This window comes from Pseudomonas sp. S3_E10, assembly GCF_054667615.1.
On sequence record NZ_CP162743.1, the window covers coordinates 3,143,750 to 3,161,087 of the forward strand.

15 protein-coding genes are annotated in these 17,338 nt (G+C 61.0%); 6 read left to right on the forward strand and 9 right to left on the reverse strand.

Annotated elements, in window-relative coordinates; all coding sequences use genetic code 11:
- Window positions 1-64 precede the first annotated feature (64 nt).
- Complete coding sequence (locus AB4N98_RS14265) at window positions 65-577, forward strand: dihydrofolate reductase (protein ID WP_065879301.1); 513 nt, start codon at window positions 65-67, stop codon at window positions 575-577.
- A 76-nt stretch (window positions 578-653) separates the two neighbouring features.
- Here the strand turns inward: AB4N98_RS14265 and AB4N98_RS14270 are convergent, their stop codons facing one another.
- Complete coding sequence (locus tag AB4N98_RS14270; protein WP_017530937.1) at window positions 654-2,045, reverse strand: L-cystine transporter; 1,392 nt, start codon at window positions 2,043-2,045, stop codon at window positions 654-656.
- Window positions 2,046-2,288: 243 nt separating this feature from the next.
- Here AB4N98_RS14270 and AB4N98_RS14275 point away from each other — a divergent pair, with 243 nt between their 5' ends.
- Window positions 2,289-3,350, forward strand: a complete 1,062-nt coding sequence (locus AB4N98_RS14275) for a phosphorylcholine phosphatase (protein WP_068938094.1) — start codon at window positions 2,289-2,291, stop codon at window positions 3,348-3,350.
- A 188-nt stretch (window positions 3,351-3,538) separates the two neighbouring features.
- On the opposite strand, the gene ilvD is transcribed toward AB4N98_RS14275, so the two are convergent.
- Window positions 3,539-5,380: a dihydroxy-acid dehydratase gene (gene ilvD, locus AB4N98_RS14280; protein WP_003176721.1), complete on the reverse strand. Its 1,842-nt coding sequence runs from the start codon at window positions 5,378-5,380 to the stop codon at window positions 3,539-3,541.
- 279 nt (window positions 5,381-5,659) lie between these two features.
- Here ilvD and AB4N98_RS14285 point away from each other — a divergent pair, with 279 nt between their 5' ends.
- Window positions 5,660-7,393: a DUF4153 domain-containing protein gene (locus AB4N98_RS14285; RefSeq protein WP_460148691.1), complete on the forward strand. Its 1,734-nt coding sequence runs from the start codon at window positions 5,660-5,662 to the stop codon at window positions 7,391-7,393.
- Here the strand turns inward: AB4N98_RS14285 and AB4N98_RS14290 are convergent.
- Window positions 7,368-8,552 carry an MFS transporter gene (locus AB4N98_RS14290; RefSeq protein ID WP_460148693.1) on the reverse strand — a complete coding sequence of 395 codons (1,185 nt, stop codon included), beginning with the start codon at window positions 8,550-8,552 and terminating at the stop codon, window positions 7,368-7,370. The two genes, AB4N98_RS14285 and AB4N98_RS14290, sit on opposite strands and share 26 nt — an antisense overlap.
- Before the next feature lie 148 nt (window positions 8,553-8,700).
- Window positions 8,701-9,897, reverse strand: a complete 1,197-nt coding sequence (locus AB4N98_RS14295; RefSeq protein ID WP_015886370.1) for a class I SAM-dependent rRNA methyltransferase — start codon at window positions 9,895-9,897, stop codon at window positions 8,701-8,703.
- Between the two features lie 279 nt (window positions 9,898-10,176).
- Here AB4N98_RS14295 and AB4N98_RS14300 point away from each other — a divergent pair, with 279 nt between their 5' ends.
- Both AB4N98_RS14300 and mutM read left to right on the forward strand, forming a co-directional pair.
- On the forward strand, window positions 10,177-10,989 hold the full coding sequence (locus AB4N98_RS14300) for an HDOD domain-containing protein (protein WP_175404224.1): 813 nt from the start codon (window positions 10,177-10,179) through the stop codon (window positions 10,987-10,989).
- A 21-nt stretch (window positions 10,990-11,010) separates the two neighbouring features.
- Window positions 11,011-11,823: a bifunctional DNA-formamidopyrimidine glycosylase/DNA-(apurinic or apyrimidinic site) lyase gene (gene mutM, locus AB4N98_RS14305; protein ID WP_223494982.1), complete on the forward strand. Its 813-nt coding sequence runs from the start codon at window positions 11,011-11,013 to the stop codon at window positions 11,821-11,823.
- Between the two features lie 117 nt (window positions 11,824-11,940).
- Here mutM and AB4N98_RS14310 read toward each other — a convergent pair whose 3' ends face one another.
- The 5 genes from AB4N98_RS14310 to AB4N98_RS14330 form a co-directional block, all read right to left on the reverse strand.
- Window positions 11,941-12,192: a YfhL family 4Fe-4S dicluster ferredoxin gene (locus AB4N98_RS14310; RefSeq protein WP_065879308.1), complete on the reverse strand. Its 252-nt coding sequence runs from the start codon at window positions 12,190-12,192 to the stop codon at window positions 11,941-11,943.
- A gap of 102 nt (window positions 12,193-12,294) precedes the next feature.
- Window positions 12,295-12,774: a pantetheine-phosphate adenylyltransferase gene (gene coaD / locus AB4N98_RS14315; protein ID WP_065879309.1), complete on the reverse strand. Its 480-nt coding sequence runs from the start codon at window positions 12,772-12,774 to the stop codon at window positions 12,295-12,297.
- 103 nt (window positions 12,775-12,877) lie between these two features.
- Window positions 12,878-14,473, reverse strand: coding sequence for a GMC family oxidoreductase (locus tag AB4N98_RS14320; protein WP_065879310.1), 1,596 nt, complete (start codon window positions 14,471-14,473; stop codon window positions 12,878-12,880).
- 37 nt (window positions 14,474-14,510) lie between these two features.
- Window positions 14,511-15,056, reverse strand: a complete 546-nt coding sequence (locus tag AB4N98_RS14325; protein ID WP_017530947.1) for a hypothetical protein — start codon at window positions 15,054-15,056, stop codon at window positions 14,511-14,513.
- A 28-nt stretch (window positions 15,057-15,084) separates the two neighbouring features.
- On the reverse strand, window positions 15,085-16,512 hold the full coding sequence (locus tag AB4N98_RS14330) for a coniferyl aldehyde dehydrogenase (RefSeq protein ID WP_460148696.1): 1,428 nt from the start codon (window positions 16,510-16,512) through the stop codon (window positions 15,085-15,087).
- Between the two features lie 146 nt (window positions 16,513-16,658).
- Between AB4N98_RS14330 and AB4N98_RS14335 the strand changes: the two genes are divergently transcribed.
- Window positions 16,659-17,330 carry a TetR/AcrR family transcriptional regulator gene (locus AB4N98_RS14335; protein ID WP_017530949.1) on the forward strand — a complete coding sequence of 224 codons (672 nt, stop codon included), beginning with the start codon at window positions 16,659-16,661 and terminating at the stop codon, window positions 17,328-17,330.
- Window positions 17,331-17,338 lie beyond the last annotated feature (8 nt).

Consider the following 17,338-nt stretch of genomic DNA (forward strand, 5'->3'; position numbering starts at 1 on the left):
GTCCTGTTGAGCAAGTGAGGTTGGAGCATAACCGCTGGCTTGCAGCTCTGGTATTCTCGTCGCCATGAAAAAAACTCTCCCTTTAAGCCTGATCGCAGCCCTCGGTGAAAACCGTGTGATCGGCGTCGATAACCGCATGCCCTGGCATTTGCCGGGGGATTTCAAATATTTCAAGGCCACCACCCTGGGTAAGCCGATCATCATGGGGCGCAAGACCTGGGATTCCCTGGGCCGACCCTTGCCGGGGCGCTTGAACCTTGTGGTCAGCCGTCAGACCGACCTGATGCTGGAAGGTGCGGAAGTTTTTCCGTCACTGGACGCGGCGGTCGAGCGGGCGCAAGCCTGGGCGCTGGAGCAGGGCGTGGATGAACTGATGCTGATCGGCGGTGCGCAGTTGTATGCGCAGGGGTTGGAACAGGCGGATCGCCTGTATCTGACGCGGGTGGCGCTGAGCCCTGAGGGCGATGCGTGGTTTCCGGCGTTTGATGCGAACCAGTGGACGCTGGTTTCCAACCTGCCGAACCCAGCTGAAGGTGATAAGCCGGCCTACAACTTTGAGGTTTGGAAGAGGGCCTAAAAGCATCGGGGGCAAGCCCTCCCACATTGAAATGCATTCCAAATGTGGGAGGGGGCTTGCCCCCGATAGCGGTCTATCAGGCCTGCGCTAACTCCGCATGCTCATCGGCCTCCAGCAACGCTTTATCCGTCTGCCCCATGATCTGGCTGGTGATCGCCCCGGCCGTCATCGAACCATTCACGTTCAAGGCCGTGCGGCCCATGTCGATCAGCGGCTCCACGGAAATCAGCAGCGCCACCAGTGACACCGGCAAGCCCATCGCCGGCAGCACGATCAGCGCGGCAAACGTCGCACCGCCGCCCACGCCCGCCACACCGGCCGAACTCAGGGTCACAATGGCCACCAGGGTCGCGATCCACAGCGGGTCCAGTGGGTTGATGCCCACGGTGGGCGCCACCATCACCGCCAACATCGCAGGATAAAGACCGGCGCAACCGTTCTGGCCGATGGTCGCGCCAAACGAGGCGGCGAAGCCGGCGATGGACTGCGGGATGCCCAGGCGACGGGTTTGCGCTTCGATGCTCAGCGGAATCGCCGCCGCACTGGAGCGGCTGGTGAAAGCAAAGGTCAGCACCGGCCAGACCTTACGGAAAAACCGCAGCGGGTTGACCCCGGCCAGCGACAGCAGCAGGCCATGCACCACGAACATCAGGCCCAAAGCCAGGTACGACACCAGCACAAAACTGCCGAGCTTGATGATGTCTTGCAGGTTGGAGCCGGCGACCACTTTGGTCATCAGCGCCAATACGCCGTACGGGGTCAGCTTCATCACCAGGCGCACCAGGCGCATCACCCAGGCTTGCAGGGTGTCGATGGCATTGAGCACCTTCTGGCCTTTTTCCACGTCGTCCTTGAGCAGTTGCAGCGCGGCAACCCCCAGGAACGCGGCGAAAATCACCACGCTGATGATCGACGTCGGCTTGGCCCGGGCCAGGTCGGCGAACGGGTTGGCCGGCACGAACGAGAGCAGCAACTGCGGGATATTCAGGTCGGCGACCTTGCCCGCGTAATCACTTTGGATTACTTGCAGGCGCGCCATTTCCTGGGTGCCGGCCACCAGGCCGTCGGCGGTGAGGCCGAACAGGTTGGTCAGGCCGATGCCGATCAAGGCCGCAATCGCGGTGGTGAACAGCAGCGTGCCGATGGTCAGGAAGCTGATCTTGCCCAGGGACGCCGCGTTATGCAGGCGTGCCACCGCGCTGAGGATCGAGGCAAATACCAGCGGGATCACGATCATTTGCAGCAATTGTACGTAGCCGTTACCGACCAGATCGAACCAGCCGATGGAGGCCTTGAGCACCGGGTTACCGTCGCCATAGATCGTGTGCAACGCCGCGCCGAACAGCACGCCCAGCACCAGGGCGAACAGCACCTTCTTGGCCAGGCTCCAGTTAGTACGGCGGGTTTGTGCCAGGCCCAGCAACAGGGCCACGAACACCAATAAATTGAGAATCAGGGGCAGATTCATTGAAGCTCCGTTGAGAAGGCAGCCAATCGCGTGAGCCTGCGATTGCGAACCGGGAAGCCTAACAGCTTGAAATATAATGATTTAATACCGATATGGAATGGCGACTGTCGTTTTTGGAATAAGTGGTTGGCGCTCAGGCGTATGCCGCTGGCGGGATCAGGACGCGTACTGTCGTGCTCGACACGGGAACTGTCACAGGGATTTGTTAGCGTCGATGTCTTTCACTTGAGGGAGACAACGCCTATGAAGCTCGCGCCGAAACTACTGGTATCCGCCGCACTTTGCCTGGGGCTCGCCGGCCAGGCGTTTGCCGCCACCGAGTTGAAACACTGGCCGGCACCCGCCGCCAAGCAACTGAATGAAATGATCGCCGCCAACGCCAACAAGGGTAACTTCGCGGTGTTCGACATGGACAACACCAGCTATCGCTACGACCTCGAAGAGTCCCTGCTGCCCTACATGGAAAACAAGGGCCTGATCACCCGCGAGAGCCTTGACCCTTCGCTCAAGCTGATGCCGTTCAAAGACACCGCCGACCACAAAGAGAGCCTGTTCAGTTACTACTATCGCCTGTGCGAAGTGGACGACATGGTCTGCTACCCGTGGGTGGCCCAGGTGTTCTCTGGCTTCACCCTCAAGGAACTCAAGGTTCAGGTGGATGAGCTGATGGCCTCCGGCAAGCCGGTGCCGGTCAGTTATTTTGAAGGCGACGCGGTGAAGACATCCGAGGTGCAGCCGCCCAAAGTCTTCACCGGCCAGGCCGAGCTGTACAACAAGCTGATGGAAAACGGCATCGAGGTGTATGTGATGACGGCCGCTTCCGAGGAGCTGGTGCGCATGGTCGCCGCCGATCCGAAGTACGGCTACAACGTCAAACCCGAAAACGTCATCGGCGTGACCACCCTGCTCAAGGACCGCAAGACCGGCGAGCTGACCACCGCCCGCAAGCAGATCAGCGCCGGCAAGTATGACGAGAAGGCCAACCTCGGCCTGGAACTCACCCCCTACCTGTGGACCCCGGCAACCTGGATGGCCGGCAAACACGCAGCGATCCTCACCTACATCGACGAATGGAAAAAACCAGTGATTGTCGGCGGTGACACACCGACCAGCGACGGCTACATGCTGTTCCACGATGTGGACGTGGCCAAGGGCGGCGTCCACCTGTGGATCAACCGCAAAGACAAGTACATGACCCAACTCAACGGCATGATCGCCAAGCACGCGGCGGCGCAGGCCAAGGAAGGGCTGCCGGTGACGGCGGATAAAAACTGGGTGATCGTGAAGCCGGAAGATATCCAGTGACCATGGATGTAAGCCGGTAAATGTGGGAGCGGGCTTGCTCGCGAATGCGGCCGGTCAGTAACAGATGAGATGACTGACCCAACGCTTTCGCGAGCAAGCCCGCTCCCACATTTTGATCTTCAGCGTCCTGAGTTTTTCTCCAGGCAAAAAAAGCCCCGCACCTGGCGGGGCTTTTTTATGCGCGAAGCTTACAGGCCGTCGAGCATGGCTTTGTTGCGTACCGCACCCTTGTCGGCGCTGGTGGCCAACAATGCGTACGCCTTCAGCGCGGTAGTCACTTTGCGCGGACGCTTCTCTACCGGCTTCCAACCTTTCTTGTCCTGCTCAACCCGGCGTGCCGCCAGTTCTTCGTCGCTGATCAACAGGTTGATCGAGCGGTTTGGAATGTCGATCAGCACCTTGTCGCCATCCTGCACCAGGCCAATCGCGCCGCCGGCAGCGGCTTCCGGCGAAGCATGGCCGATCGACAGGCCCGAGGTGCCGCCGGAGAAGCGGCCGTCGGTGAGCAGGGCGCAAGCTTTGCCCAGGCCCTTGGACTTCAGGTACGACGTGGGGTACAGCATCTCCTGCATACCCGGGCCGCCTTTCGGGCCTTCGTAGCGGATGATCACGATGTCGCCTTCCTTCACTTCGTCAGCGAGGATGCCGCGGACCGAGCTGTCCTGGCTTTCGTAGATCTTGGCGCGGCCTTCGAAGACGTGGATGGACTCATCCACACCGGCGGTTTTGACCACGCAGCCGTCGAGGGCGATGTTGCCGTACAGCACGGCCAGACCGCCTTCCTTGGAGTAGGCGTGTTCGACACTGCGGATGCAGCCGTTTTCACGGTCGGCGTCCAGGGTGTCCCAACGGGTCGACTGGCTGAACGCGGTCTGGGTCGGAATGCCGGCCGGGCCTGCCTTGAAGAAGGTGTGCACGGCTTCGTCGTCGGTCTGGGTGATGTCCCACTTGGCGATGCCTTCGGCCAGGGACGTGCTGTGCACGGTCGGCAGGTCGGTGTGCAGCAGGCCGCCACGGGCCAGGGAGCCGAGGATCGAGAAGATCCCGCCGGCGCGATGCACGTCTTCCATGTGGTACTTCTGGATATTCGGCGCGACCTTGCACAGTTGCGGCACGTGACGGGACAGGCGGTCGATGTCGCGCAGGTCGAAATCGATCTCGGCTTCCTGGGCCGCGGCCAGCAAGTGCAGGATGGTGTTGGTGGAACCGCCCATGGCGATGTCCAGGGTCATGGCGTTTTCGAACGCCTTGAAGTTGGCGATGTTGCGCGGCAACACCGACTCATCGTTCTCGCCGTAGTAGCGCTTGCACAGCTCGACGATGGTACGGCCGGCCTGCAGGAACAGCTGCTCGCGGTCGCTGTGGGTGGCCAGCGTGGAACCGTTGCCCGGTAAGGCCAGCCCTAAGGCTTCCACCAGGCAGTTCATCGAGTTGGCGGTGAACATGCCGGAGCACGAACCGCAGGTCGGGCAGGCGCTGCGCTCGTATTCCGCGACCTTCTCGTCAGAGGCGCTGGAATCGGCGGCGATGACCATGGCGTCGACCAGATCGAGGCCGTGGCTGGCCAATTTGGTCTTGCCGGCTTCCATCGGGCCGCCGGAAACGAAGATCACCGGGATGTTCAGGCGCAGGGCGGCCATCAGCATGCCGGGGGTGATCTTGTCGCAGTTGGAGATGCACACGATGGCGTCGGCGCAGTGGGCGTTGACCATGTACTCCACGGAGTCGGCGATGATCTCGCGGCTCGGCAGGGAATACAGCATGCCGTCATGGCCCATGGCGATGCCGTCGTCCACGGCGATGGTGTTGAATTCCTTGGCCACGCCGCCGGCGCGTTCGATTTCGCGGGCGACCAGTTGGCCCAGGTCCTTGAGGTGGACGTGGCCCGGTACGAACTGGGTAAACGAGTTGGCAATCGCGATGATCGGCTTTTTGAAGTCGTCATCTTTCATCCCCGTGGCACGCCACAGCGCGCGCGCACCGGCCATGTTGCGGCCGTGGGTGGATGTTTTCGAGCGGTAATCTGGCATGGAGCACTCCGGGCGGCTAATCGGTATCAAAGGGGAGTGAGCTTCTATTGACGTCTGGAACACCCGAAAAATGGCACTGGTGTCCGGAAGTTGCCGCAAACGTTACGGGATCGCCGTGCGCAGTGGCCTTGAGCTCATAAACCCGCCGGGGGATGACTGGCGATGAATAGGGCCGATTCTACACCGCTGGCGGCTGGAGGGAATGGGGCAATACTCAGCGCCGCCGGCTTTGTTTAGACTAGCGGCCCTTTGCCCTCACCTCGCTCCAAAGGAATTGGAATGCCCGCTATTCACCGTTTTCTAGGGTTCTACCTGCTGATCGGCCTGATCCAGGGAATCGTCTGCTATTACGCCGGCCAACTGCATCGCTTGAGCGAGACGCTGTTTTTTGTCACCGGCACCGTTGTGTTGGTAGGTGGTACGACCTTGCAGTTGCTGGGCGAAAAAGCCCGACATTGGCGCTCATTGCTGCCTACGCTGGCGTTTACCTTGCTGATGGGTGGCATGACGCTGTGGGTCTGCCAGGGCCTTGACCCTGAGGGCAATCCTCGCTGGGCGATCAATTCGTGGGTCATCAGCCTGGTGGTGTTGAGTTATGTCTGCGCCACGTTTCTGTTCGCCTGGCCTGCGGCCAAAGGCGAGCGCTGGCGTTATGAAGCCCTGTTCCTGCAAGCCTGGAGCAGTGTGTTTATTGTGCTGTATGCCCTGATTCTGGTGGCGGTGTTCATGCTGTTGCTCAAGCTCTGGGGCCAACTGTTCCTGATGCTGGGCATCGAGTTTTTCGAGCATCACTTCTGGAGCAAGCTATTCCTGTGCTTCAGCCTGCCGCTGGTGTTCGCCCTGGGGATGTACCTGGCGGCGCGCAGCGAGAAGGTTATCGGCCAGATGCGCGGCATGTTGTTGAGCGCTTGTGGTCTGTTGTTACCGTTGATCGCGCTGATCAGCGTGTTGTTTACCCTGACCTTGCCCTTCACCGGGCTGTCGCGGATTTGGGCGACGGGCTACTCCACCCCGATTCTGCTGGTGCTGGCCGGGGCGCAGTTGTTCCTGCTCAATGGGGTTTTCCAGGATGGCGTGCAACCCCGCCCGTATCCCAAATGGTTGACGCACTTTATCGAGTTGAGCCTGCTGTGCCTGCCGATACTCGCAGGGTTAGCGTTTTACTCAAGCTGGCTGCGGGTCGAGCAATATGCCTTGTCGCCACTGCGCTTCATCGCGCTGGCACTGGCCGTGCTGTGCGGCTTGTATGGCCTGGCGGCGGTGTGGGCGGTGGCCTTGCGTTCGCCGGTCTGGCTGGGCAACTTGCGGCTGACCAACCCGGCCCTGGCGTTGCTGTTCTGTGGGCTGCTGGTGCTGATCAACACGCCGCTCCTGGACCCGGTGCGCCTGAGCGTCGACGATCAGGTGCGGCGTTTGCTCGACGGACGCATCAAGGCTGAAGCGTTTGATGCGCATAACCTGCGATTCGGCTTGGAGAAGGCGGGCCAGGAGGCCTATGCGAAGTTGCAGGTCGACCTGGACCAGGAGCGCATCCTGAACCCGGAGTCACGCCGCGCCCTGCGCGAGCGCATGGACGACACCTCGCTGAGTTTCAGCGAACAGTACGAAAAAGAACGCGCCCAGCGGCCCAAGCCCAAACTGGAATGGATCGGGCCGCAGCCCAAAGACAGCGAACAGTTCGCCGAACTCAGCCTGGACACCGACTCACCCTGCGAGCCCGGCTGTGTACTGTGGGCAGTGGACCTCGATGAAGATGGCCGGCCCGAAGTGCTGGCAATACCCCGCACCAGCTACCGCCACGACTTCAAGCCACCGCGCATTTTTGTGCAGGACAGTAAGGGTGAATGGGACGATCGCGGCCCCTTGCTGTGGACGCAACTGCCGGACGGAGCCGTCGACACTGAAACGCTGATCCACGACATCCGCGCGGGCAAGGTCTCGTTGGCCAAGCCGCGTTACCTGCAATTGGAGTCCAGCGACATGTTGCTCACCCCAGTGATTCGGGAGCGATAGTCGCGCCTGCTCGGCGATTGGTTACCAGCCCCCATAGGCTGAACCCGATGAAACTGAAGGCGATGGCCAGCAGCAGATGATTGTCCGCCTGGGCCAGTGCCGCGCTGCTGACGGCGGCGGTGAGGAACATAATGCTGTTTCCCGCCGAGGCCGCCGTACCCGCACGGCTGGAAAACAACAGCATTGCGGCAGAAATGGCGGCGGGCCGAACCAACGTGACGGCGAGGGCGCTGATCAGCATCGGGATCAGCAGGGTGACGGTGGTGATGGCATCCAGGCTTAGGATCAGCGTCAACAGTACGCCGGCGATGCAGAGTAAGCCGAGACCGATATTGATTTGCCTGGACAGCGAAATACGCTTCTGCCAATACGACGCCGCCACACCGCCGAACAGATAAGCCCCGCCGTACACCATCAGCACCAGCGCATATTGGTATGCCGATAGCTTGAGTGTGTCCATGAAGATCAGCGGCGTCACGCTGATCAGGGCGAAGTAGCAGGCGAACACCAGCGCGGCGATCCACCAATAGCGCAGGAAATCGCGATTGGCGGCCACCGCCTTGAGTGTGCTGGTGATCGATACCGACGGGTGGTTCGCACTGGCGGATCTGGACGGCAGGATGCAAAACGCATGGATCAACATGCCCAGCGCCATCAAGGCGAAGCCGTAGAAGCTGCCTTGCCAATCGAAGGTGGTTTGCAGCCAGGAGCCGATCAGCGGTGACAGGGCGACAAAGGAACCGCTGAAGGTCATGTAATAAAGGCGTACTCGGGCCCGGTCCTGTTCTTCGAACAGGTCTTCCACCAGTGCGTGTCCCAAGACGAAGAAACCGCAACCCATGGCCTGGACTGAGCGAAACAGCAGAAAACTCAGGTAGTCAGGCGCCATTGCGCAGCCTATAGCGCCCAAGATCGATAGCGTGATGCAGCCAAGCAAAACTTCCTTACGGCCCCATTTATCCGAGAGTGGGCCGGCGACCAGTTGCGAGATCGAAAACACCAACGTGAACAGGCTGATCGACAGCGCGATGTCTGCGCTGGGGGTGTCGAACCTGGCTGCCAGGGCGGGGAAGGAGGGTAGAAGGATATTGATCGGGAAGAAGCTGATCAGGGAAATGCAGGTGATGAGGGTGAAGCGGGAGAGGTTGGACCCAGACATTGTTTTTATTTTCCGGAGTAAAACCAGAAACCGATACTAGTCCGCGAAAAGTGGAATTCAATCAAAAGTGATGTGGGAAATTTCCGGAAATCACGCACTTTAAATGTGGGAGGGCTTGCCCCTCCCACATTTACATCTGCGCTTGATCTCAGCTGTTAGGCAACAACCGGCACGTAATGCTCTTGATGTACCGCGTCTCCACGATCGCCGGGTGCACCGGATGGTCCGGGCCCTGGCCGCCGCGTTCGAGCATCTGGATGTTGCGGTCCAGGTGGCGGGCGCTGGTCAGCAGGATGTTTTGCAGGTCGTCTTCCGGCAGGTGCATGGAGCACGAAGCGCTGACCAGGATGCCGTCCTTGCTGAGCAGGCGCATGGCTTGCTCGTTGAGGCGGCGGTAGGCGCCTTCGCCGTTTTTCATGTCTTTTTTGCGTTTGATGAAGGCCGGTGGGTCGGCGACGATTACGTCGAAGCGTTCTTCGCTGGCTTTGAGCTCTTTCAACGCTTCAAACACGTCACCTTCAATGCAAGTCATCTTCTCGGCGACGCCGTTCAGCGCGGCGTTGCGCTCCACGCCGTCGAGGGCGAAGGCGGAGGCGTCGACGCAGAACACTTCACTGGCGCCGAAGGCGGCGGCTTGCACGCCCCAGCCGCCGATGTAGCTGTACAGGTCGAGTACGCGTTTGCCTTTGGCATACGGCGCCAGGCGGGCACGGTTCATGCGGTGGTCGTAGAACCAGCCGGTCTTTTGGCCCTGGATTACCGGGGCTTCGAATTTCACGCCGTTCTCTTCCAGCGCAACCCACTCCGGCACCAGGCCGAACACGGTTTCGACGTAGCGGTTGAGGCCTTCGGCGTCGCGCGCGGCGGAGTCGTTCTTGAACAGGATGCCGCTTGGCTTGAGCACTTGGGTCAGTGCGGCGATCACGTCTTCTTTATGCGCTTCCATGGTCGCCGAGGCGATCTGCACCACCAGGATGTCGCCGAAACGGTCGACCACCAGGCCCGGCAGCAGGTCGGAATCACCGTAGACCAGGCGGTAGAACGGCTTGTCGAACAGGCGGTCACGCAGGGACAGCGCGACGTTCAGGCGGTGCACCAGCAGCGACTTGTCCAGCGGCAACTTGATGTCGCGCGACAGCAGGCGCGCGCAGATCAGGTTGTTGGGGCTCATGGCCACGATGCCCAGGGTCTTGCCGCCGGCCGCTTCGAGGATGGCCTGGTCGCCTGCCTGGAAGCCGTGGAGTGGGGTGGCGGCCACGTCGATTTCGTTGCTGTAGACCCACAGGTGGCCGTTGCGCAAACGACGATCGGCGTTGGCTTTGAGACGCAGGCTTGGCAGGGACATGACGTCGCTCCGGAAAAAAGAGCGGGAGTATACCTGTTGCGGCACGGTTCATGTGGGAGCTGGCTTGCCTGCGATGCGGGCGCTGCGGTGTATCTGACGTACGGTGTCGATGCTATCGCGGGCAAGCCCGGCTCCCCCACTGGGTCTGCGTCCAATCCGGTATTTGAGGTGTCGGTCAGCTTTGCTTAGGGGTTAGAATCCTCGCCTAGCCCAGAGTGTGTACTTATGTCCCAAGAGCTTTCCGCCGAACAGATCCAGCAGGCCCTGCAGGGCATCAGCGTGCCCCCTCAGCCGCAAATCATGGTGGATTTGCAGATGGAGCAGTACATGCCCGACCCGGACCTGGAGGTGATCGCGCGGTTGATCTCCCAAGACCCGGGCCTCTCCGGCGCGCTGCTGAAAATCGTCAACTCGTCGTATTACGGGCTGAGCAACAAGATTGCTTCGATCCAGCGTGCGGTGAACCTGCTCGGCAGCCGTTCGATCATCAACCTGATCAACGCCCTGTCGATCAAGGGCGAGATGAGCGATGACACCATCGTCACCCTCAACCGCTTCTGGGATACCGCCCAGGATGTGGCCATGACCTGCCTGACCCTGGCCAAGCGCACCGGCGCCCAGGCAGTCGACGAGGCCTACGCCCTGGGGTTGTTCCACGATTGCGGCGTGCCGCTGATGCTCAAGCGTTTCCCCCAATACATGACCGTGCTTGAACAGGCTTATGCCAACGCGGGGCCCGAGAGCCGCATAGTCGATACCGAAAACACGGCGTTCAACACCAACCATGCGGTGGTCGGCTACTACACGGCCAAGTCCTGGCGCCTGCCGGAGCATGTGACCGACGCCATTGCCAACCACCACAACGCCCTGGCGATTTTCAGCGATGAGTCGACGCGCAATCCGCAGCTGAAGAATCTGCTGGCGATCCTGAAGATGGCCGAGCACATTTGCTCGTCCTACCGGGTGCTGGGCAACCAGGCGGTCGATCATGAGTGGGCGGCCGTCGGCCCTCTGGTGCTGGACTACGTGGGCCTGTCGGAATACGACTTCGAGAGCATGAAGTTGTCGATCCGCGAGCTGGGCGCGCACTGACCCTTCCTTCAAGAGGTACACATGCCCGAGTTACCCGAAGTCGAAACCACCCGGCGCGGGATCGCGCCGCACCTGGAAGGCCAGCGCGTCAGCCGTGTGGTGGTGCGTGAGCGCCGCCTGCGCTGGCCGATCCCGGAAGACCTGGATGTGCGCCTGTCCGGGCAGCGCATCGTGCTGGTGGAGCGGCGCGCCAAGTACCTGCTGATCAACGCCGAAGTCGGCACCTTGATCAGCCACTTGGGGATGTCGGGCAACCTGCGCCTGGTGGAAATCGGCATGCCGGCGGCCAAGCATGAGCATGTGGACATCGAGCTGGAATCGGGCCTGGCCCTGCGCTACACCGACCCACGGCGCTTCGGCGCGATGCTCTGGAGCCAGGACCCACACAACCACGAGCTGCTGATCCGCCTGGGGCCGGAGCCGTTGACCGAGCTGTTTGATGGCGAGCGCCTGTTCCAGCTGTCCCGTGGGCGGTCGATGGCGGTGAAGCCGTTCATCATGGACAACGCGGTGGTGGTGGGCGTGGGCAATATCTATGCGACGGAAGCGCTGTTTGCGGCGGGGATCGATCCGCGTCGCGCCGCCGGCGGTATTTCACGCGGGCGTTATTTGAAGCTGGCGGTCGAGATCAAGCGCATCCTGGCGGCGGCTATCGAGCGTGGCGGGACCACGTTGCGCGACTTTATCGGCGGCGACGGGCAGCCGGGGTATTTCCAGCAGGAGCTGTTCGTCTATGGCCGCGCAGGCGAGGCGTGCAAGGTCTGCGGGACAGAGTTGCGCAATGTGGTGCTGGGGCAGCGGGCGAGTGTGTTTTGCCCTAAGTGCCAGCGCTGATTGCTATGTGAAGGCTGATATAGCCATTGGGGGCAAGCCCCCTCCCACACTTGGAATGCGTTGCAAATGTGGGAGGGGGCTTGCCCCCGATGAGGCCCTTACAGGCACCAAAGAACCTCAAGCCTTACCGGTAATGTTCCGATACTTCTCCATCAACTGCTCGTGCGTCTCCGGATGGGCTTCATCCAGTGGAATGCAATCCACCGGGCACACCTGCTGGCACTGAGGTTCGTCATAGTGGCCGACACACTGGGTACACAGGTTGGGGTCGATCACGTAGATCTCCTCACCTTGGGAAATTGCAGCGTTCGGGCACTCGGGTTCGCAGACGTCGCAATTGATGCAATCGTCGGTGATGATCAGGGACATGGAAACTCCTGCCAGGGCACTCGGCCAAGGCATCTGAAAACGAATGCGCGCAATTGTGCCGCATTGGCGCGCGCAGTGCGAGCAGGCGCCGATTAAGCGGTCTTACTTCTTGAAGCGCAGCGTCAGCGCATCCGCCACGGCCGGGTGGACGAACTTGGTGATATCTCCGCCCAAAGCGGCGATTTCACGGACCAACGTCGAAGAAATGAACGAATAACGCTCAGACGGCGTGAGAAACAGGCTCTCAACCTCCGGCGCCAGTTGCCGGTTCATGTTGGCCAGCTGGAATTCATATTCGAAGTCCGACACCGCGCGCAGGCCACGCAGGAACACGTTGGCGTTCTGCTCCTTGGCGAAATGTGCCAGCAGTGTCGAAAAGCCCACCACTTCTACGTTGGGCAGGTGCTTGGTGACCTCTCGCGCCAGCTCCACGCGCTGCTCCAGGGGAAACAGCGGGTTTTTCTTGGGGCTGGCCGCGACCGCGATGATCACATGGTCGAACAAGCGAGAGGCGCGTTCGACCAGATCGCCATGGCCTTTGGTAATCGGGTCGAAGGTACCTGGGTACAACACTCGGTTCATCGCGTCGTCCTGGCGGAGTCCGTTGGGGAACCGGATGGTATCGCAGCCATCCCGGTCGGCCAAGTCGACTTATGTAGATAGAGGCCGCGAATCGAACGTTTTTTCACGCTGTTTTCAGACGTTCGGCCAATGCGCTGGCCAGTTGTGCGGTCAATCCGTAGACCGATAATTGCGGGTTGGCCCCAATACTGGTGGGGAACAGCGAGCCATCGTGGATCGATAGATTGCGTAATTGGTGATGACGACCGAGGCTGTCGGCCACCGCGTTTGTCGGGTCTTCACCCATGGCGCAACCGCCCATCACATGAGCGCTGCCCAGGCAGGTGCGGTGCAGTTCCAGGTTCAAGCCGTCGATCAAGGTACGCGCTTCGGCCAAGGTTTTTATGTAGCGCGCATCGTGGTGCAGCGGTTTGACGGACTTGGCGCCCGCCGCGAACTGGATCTCGGCCATGCTGTGAAACGCCCGGCGCAGGCCGTCCCACGCATAGGGCGACACCTGATAGTCGAGCACCGGCGTGCCGTCGCCGCGCAGTTCCACGTTGCCGCCGGGGCTGTCGGGGTGGAAGCCGTCGCGCAGCAGCGCGAGCATGGCGTGGGTGTTGGGCAGTTGGCTCATGTCCAGGGCGTTTTGCGTGCCGTAGCCCCCCAGCAAGGTGCTGGCCAAGGCCGGATGCAAGGGGGGCGCCTCAAGCTTGTAGGACATTTTGCCAGTGGTGCCATCCTGCCACTGGAAATGGTCGGAGTAGATGGACTGTGGCGCGCCGTAGAACGGGTTGATCACCTCGTCGAACAAGGCGGCGGAAAAATTCACCAAGTGCAAAAAGGTGCGCTTGCCCAGCCGCGAGTGCGGGTCGGGTGCGTCCGAGCGCATCAGCAGCGCCGGGCTGTTGATGCCGCCGCCCGACAGCACGTAGTGCTTGGCCTTCACGGTAATCTTGCGCCCGGTGGGGGCTACGCAGCGCGCGTCCATCGCCAGGCATTCCAGGCTGCTGATGCGGTCGCCGCTGTAGTTCAAGCGTTCGGCGCGAGCCAGGTACAGCAGCTCGCCGCCTTTTTCCAGGGTGGATGGGATGGTGGTCACCAGCATCGATTGCTTGGCGTTGACCGGGCAACCCATGCCGCAATAGCCCAGGTTGAAGCAGCCACGCACATTGCGCGGGATCACATGCCAGCTGTAGCCCAGTTGCTCGCAGCCCTTGCGGATCACGTCGTTGTTAGCGTTCGGTGGCACGGCCCAAGGCGCGATGCCCAGGCGTTGTTCCATCTTCTCGAACCACGGCGCCATCTCGGCACTGCTGTGGCCTTTGACCGCATATTCGCTGGCCCAGTGGGCGAGGGTGGCGTCCGGGGTGCGGAAGCTGGAGGTCCAGTTGATCAACGTAGTGCCGCCCACGGCTCGGCCCTGCAGGATAGTGATCGCGCCGTCCTTGCTCATGCGGCCGATACCCTCCTGGTACAGGCTGGTGTAGGCCTCGTCCTCGAGCAACTTGAAGTCGCTGCTGGTCTTGAGCGGGCCTTCTTCGATCAGCAGCACCTTGTAGCCGGCGGCGCTGAGGATCTCGGCGGTGGTGCCACCACCTGCGCCGCTGCCGATGATGGCCACGTCGGCTTCCAGGGTCAGGTCGTTATCGAGGGCGGCGCCGTTGTGGGTTTTCCAGCCACGGGCAAGGCCTTCGCGGAACAGATCGGGTACGGGCATCAGGGTCGTCTCTTGTTTTTATTGTGGGGGATGCGAATCAGATCTTCGGCGGGCCGGGATAGCCGCAATGGGCCCACGCGGCCGGTTGGAAGTACCAGGCCATGATCACCAGTTTGAGCAGTGAGCCCTGGCCCATGCGCAGCAGGTTCAGGTAGCTGTTCTCCCAGCGGTGCAGGAAGTTGCGGATCTGTTCGCTGTCGGCGTTTTCCCAACTGCCCCAGATGCCGGTCAAAGGGCCGCGGGTGATGCCCATGCTCAATACGTCGAACAGTTGCTGCGTGAGCTTGAACATCTCGGGCGACAGGTGCTGCAGGCTGAAATCGAGTTTTTTCAGGGTGTCTTCGACGCCGCTGGCGATTTGCTGGGCACTGGCGACGCCCTCCAGCAACACCGGGATCACCGCGCGCAGAAACGGCAGATCGCTACTGCGCAGCAGGGCAAAGCCGCTGGCCGGTGTGCTGCTGGAGCAGCCGCTGAGGCTGGCGCCCAACCCGGCGGTGGCTAGGAAGGCGCTGGCGCACAGGCCGATTTTCAAGACGCCGCGCCGCGACAGCACGGGTGTTTCAGTCAGGCTAGGGTTCATTGTTATTGTTGTCCCGTGGGTGGCGGTATCAGCGAACGAATAACGTCTGGATCAACTTCTGGATGGATTTACCGTAGGGCGGGTAGATCAACTTGGCGGCGTTCAGGCGCTGTTTCACCAGCACACCCTTGGCCTTGCTGAAGGTCAGGAAACCTTCGTGGCCGTGGTAATGGCCCATGCCCGAAGGGCCGATGCCGCCGAATGGCATGTCGTCCTGGGCCACGTGCAGCAGCGTGTCGTTCAGGCAGACGCCGCCGGAATGGGTTTCGTGAAGGACGCGGCTCTGCTCGCCCTTGTTGTAGCCGAAGTAGTACAGCGCCAGTGGGCGAGGGCGCTGGTTGATGTAGGCAAACGCCTGGTCGATACCGCGATAGGGCACGATCGGCAGCACGGGGCCGAAGATTTCATCTTGCATCACCGTCATGTCGTCGCTGACATTCAGCAACAGGCTGTGGGCCATGCGCCGTGCCTGGCCTTGGTCGTACAGCGCAATCAGGGTGGCGCCTTTGTCGGTGGCGTCCTTGACGTAACTGTTGAGTCGCGCCAGTTGTCGCTCGTTGATGATGGCGGTGTAGTCCGGGTTGTCCGCCAGTGTCGGATAAAACCCGCGAACCGCTTTGCTGTAGGCCTCGATAAACCCATCGACGCGGTCTTCCGGCACCAGCACGTAGTCCGGCGCCACGCAGGTTTGTCCGGCATTCAAGGCTTTGCCGAAGGCAATGCGCTCGGCGGCGTCCTTGAGCGGCACATCGTCCGAGACGATGGCGGGCGACTTACCGCCCAGTTCCAGGGTGACCGGCGTGAGATGTTCGGCCGCCGCGCGCATCACATGCTTGCCGATGCTGGTGGCGCCGGTGAACAGCAGGTGATCGAAGCGCAGCCTGGAAAACGCCATGCCCACTTCGGCCTCGCCCAGCACCACGCACACCAGGTCTTCGGGGAAAATCTTCGCCAGCAGCGTTTTGAGCAGCTCACCGGTGGCCGGGGTGGATTCGCTGAGCTTGAGCATCACCCGGTTGCCTGCCGCCAACGCGCCGACCAGCGGCCCAATGGCCAGGTACAGCGGATAGTTCCACGGCACAATCACGCCAACCACGCCCAGCGGCTGATAAATGACTTTGGCTGACGCGGGTTGGAAGGCAATGCCTACAGAGCGGCGGGACGGTTTCATCCAGCCCTTGAGGTGTTTGCTGGCGTAGTGAATGCCGTGCAGGCTGGGCATCAATTCGGCGAACAGGGTTTCATCCGCGCTGCGGTGGCTGAAGTCCTGGCTGATGGCGTTGATCAGCGCCTGGCGCTCGTTGCTGAGCAGGTCACGCAGGGCCTTGAGCCATCGCTGACGCTGCCCGGCCGGTGGCATCGGGTTGGCCGCATAGGCGCGACGTTGTGCGTCGAACAGGGTCTGGAGTTGATCCAGCGCCTGGGAATCTTGCAGGTAGGCAACGTTGGCAGACATGGCGCGGCACCGATTGTTATTGGTCTGCCTGGATTTTTAGAGTCATTGCTCTAAATTGTCAAATAACATTGCAGCAACATGCAGATTTATCCTGGCAAGGATAGGCCGTAAGATGCTCTATCCCGTGTATAGAAGCTGATTCCCCTATGGCACCACGAGTAAAGACCAGCGAACGCATTGTGCAAACCAGCCTGGAGCTTTTTAACCAGCAGGGCGAGCGCAGTGTCAGCACCAACCATATCGCCGCCCATATGGAAATTTCCCCGGGCAACCTGTACTACCACTTCCCCAACAAGCAGGCGATTATCGCCGTGCTGTTCCGTGAATACGAAGCGCTGGTGGACAGTTTCCTACGCCCGCCCCAGGGGCGCGGTATGGTCGTGGAAGACAAGCGCTTTTACTTGCAGGCCGTACTGGCCGGTATGTGGCGCTACCGTTTTTTACATCGCGATCTTGAACACTTGCTGGAAAGCGACCCTGAACTGGCCACCGGCTACAGGCGGTTTTCCCAACGTTGCCTGACCCAGGGGGGCGCCATTTACCGAGGGTTTGTCGATGCCGGCATCCTCAATATGAACCCCGTGCAAACCGAAGCCCTGACCCTCAATGCCTGGATTATCCTCACCTCCTGGGTGCGGTTTTTGTGCACTACCAATGAAAACTCCGCGCACCTGAGTGCCGAAGCCATCAAGCGCGGGGTGTACCAGGTGTTGGTGTTGGAGGCGGGTTTTGTCACGCCCCAGGCCAAAGAGGCGGTGGATGCACTGTTCAAAGAGTTTTACGTGCCGTTGAACCAGGCACTGGAAGAAGTGAAGTAGCGCTTTCC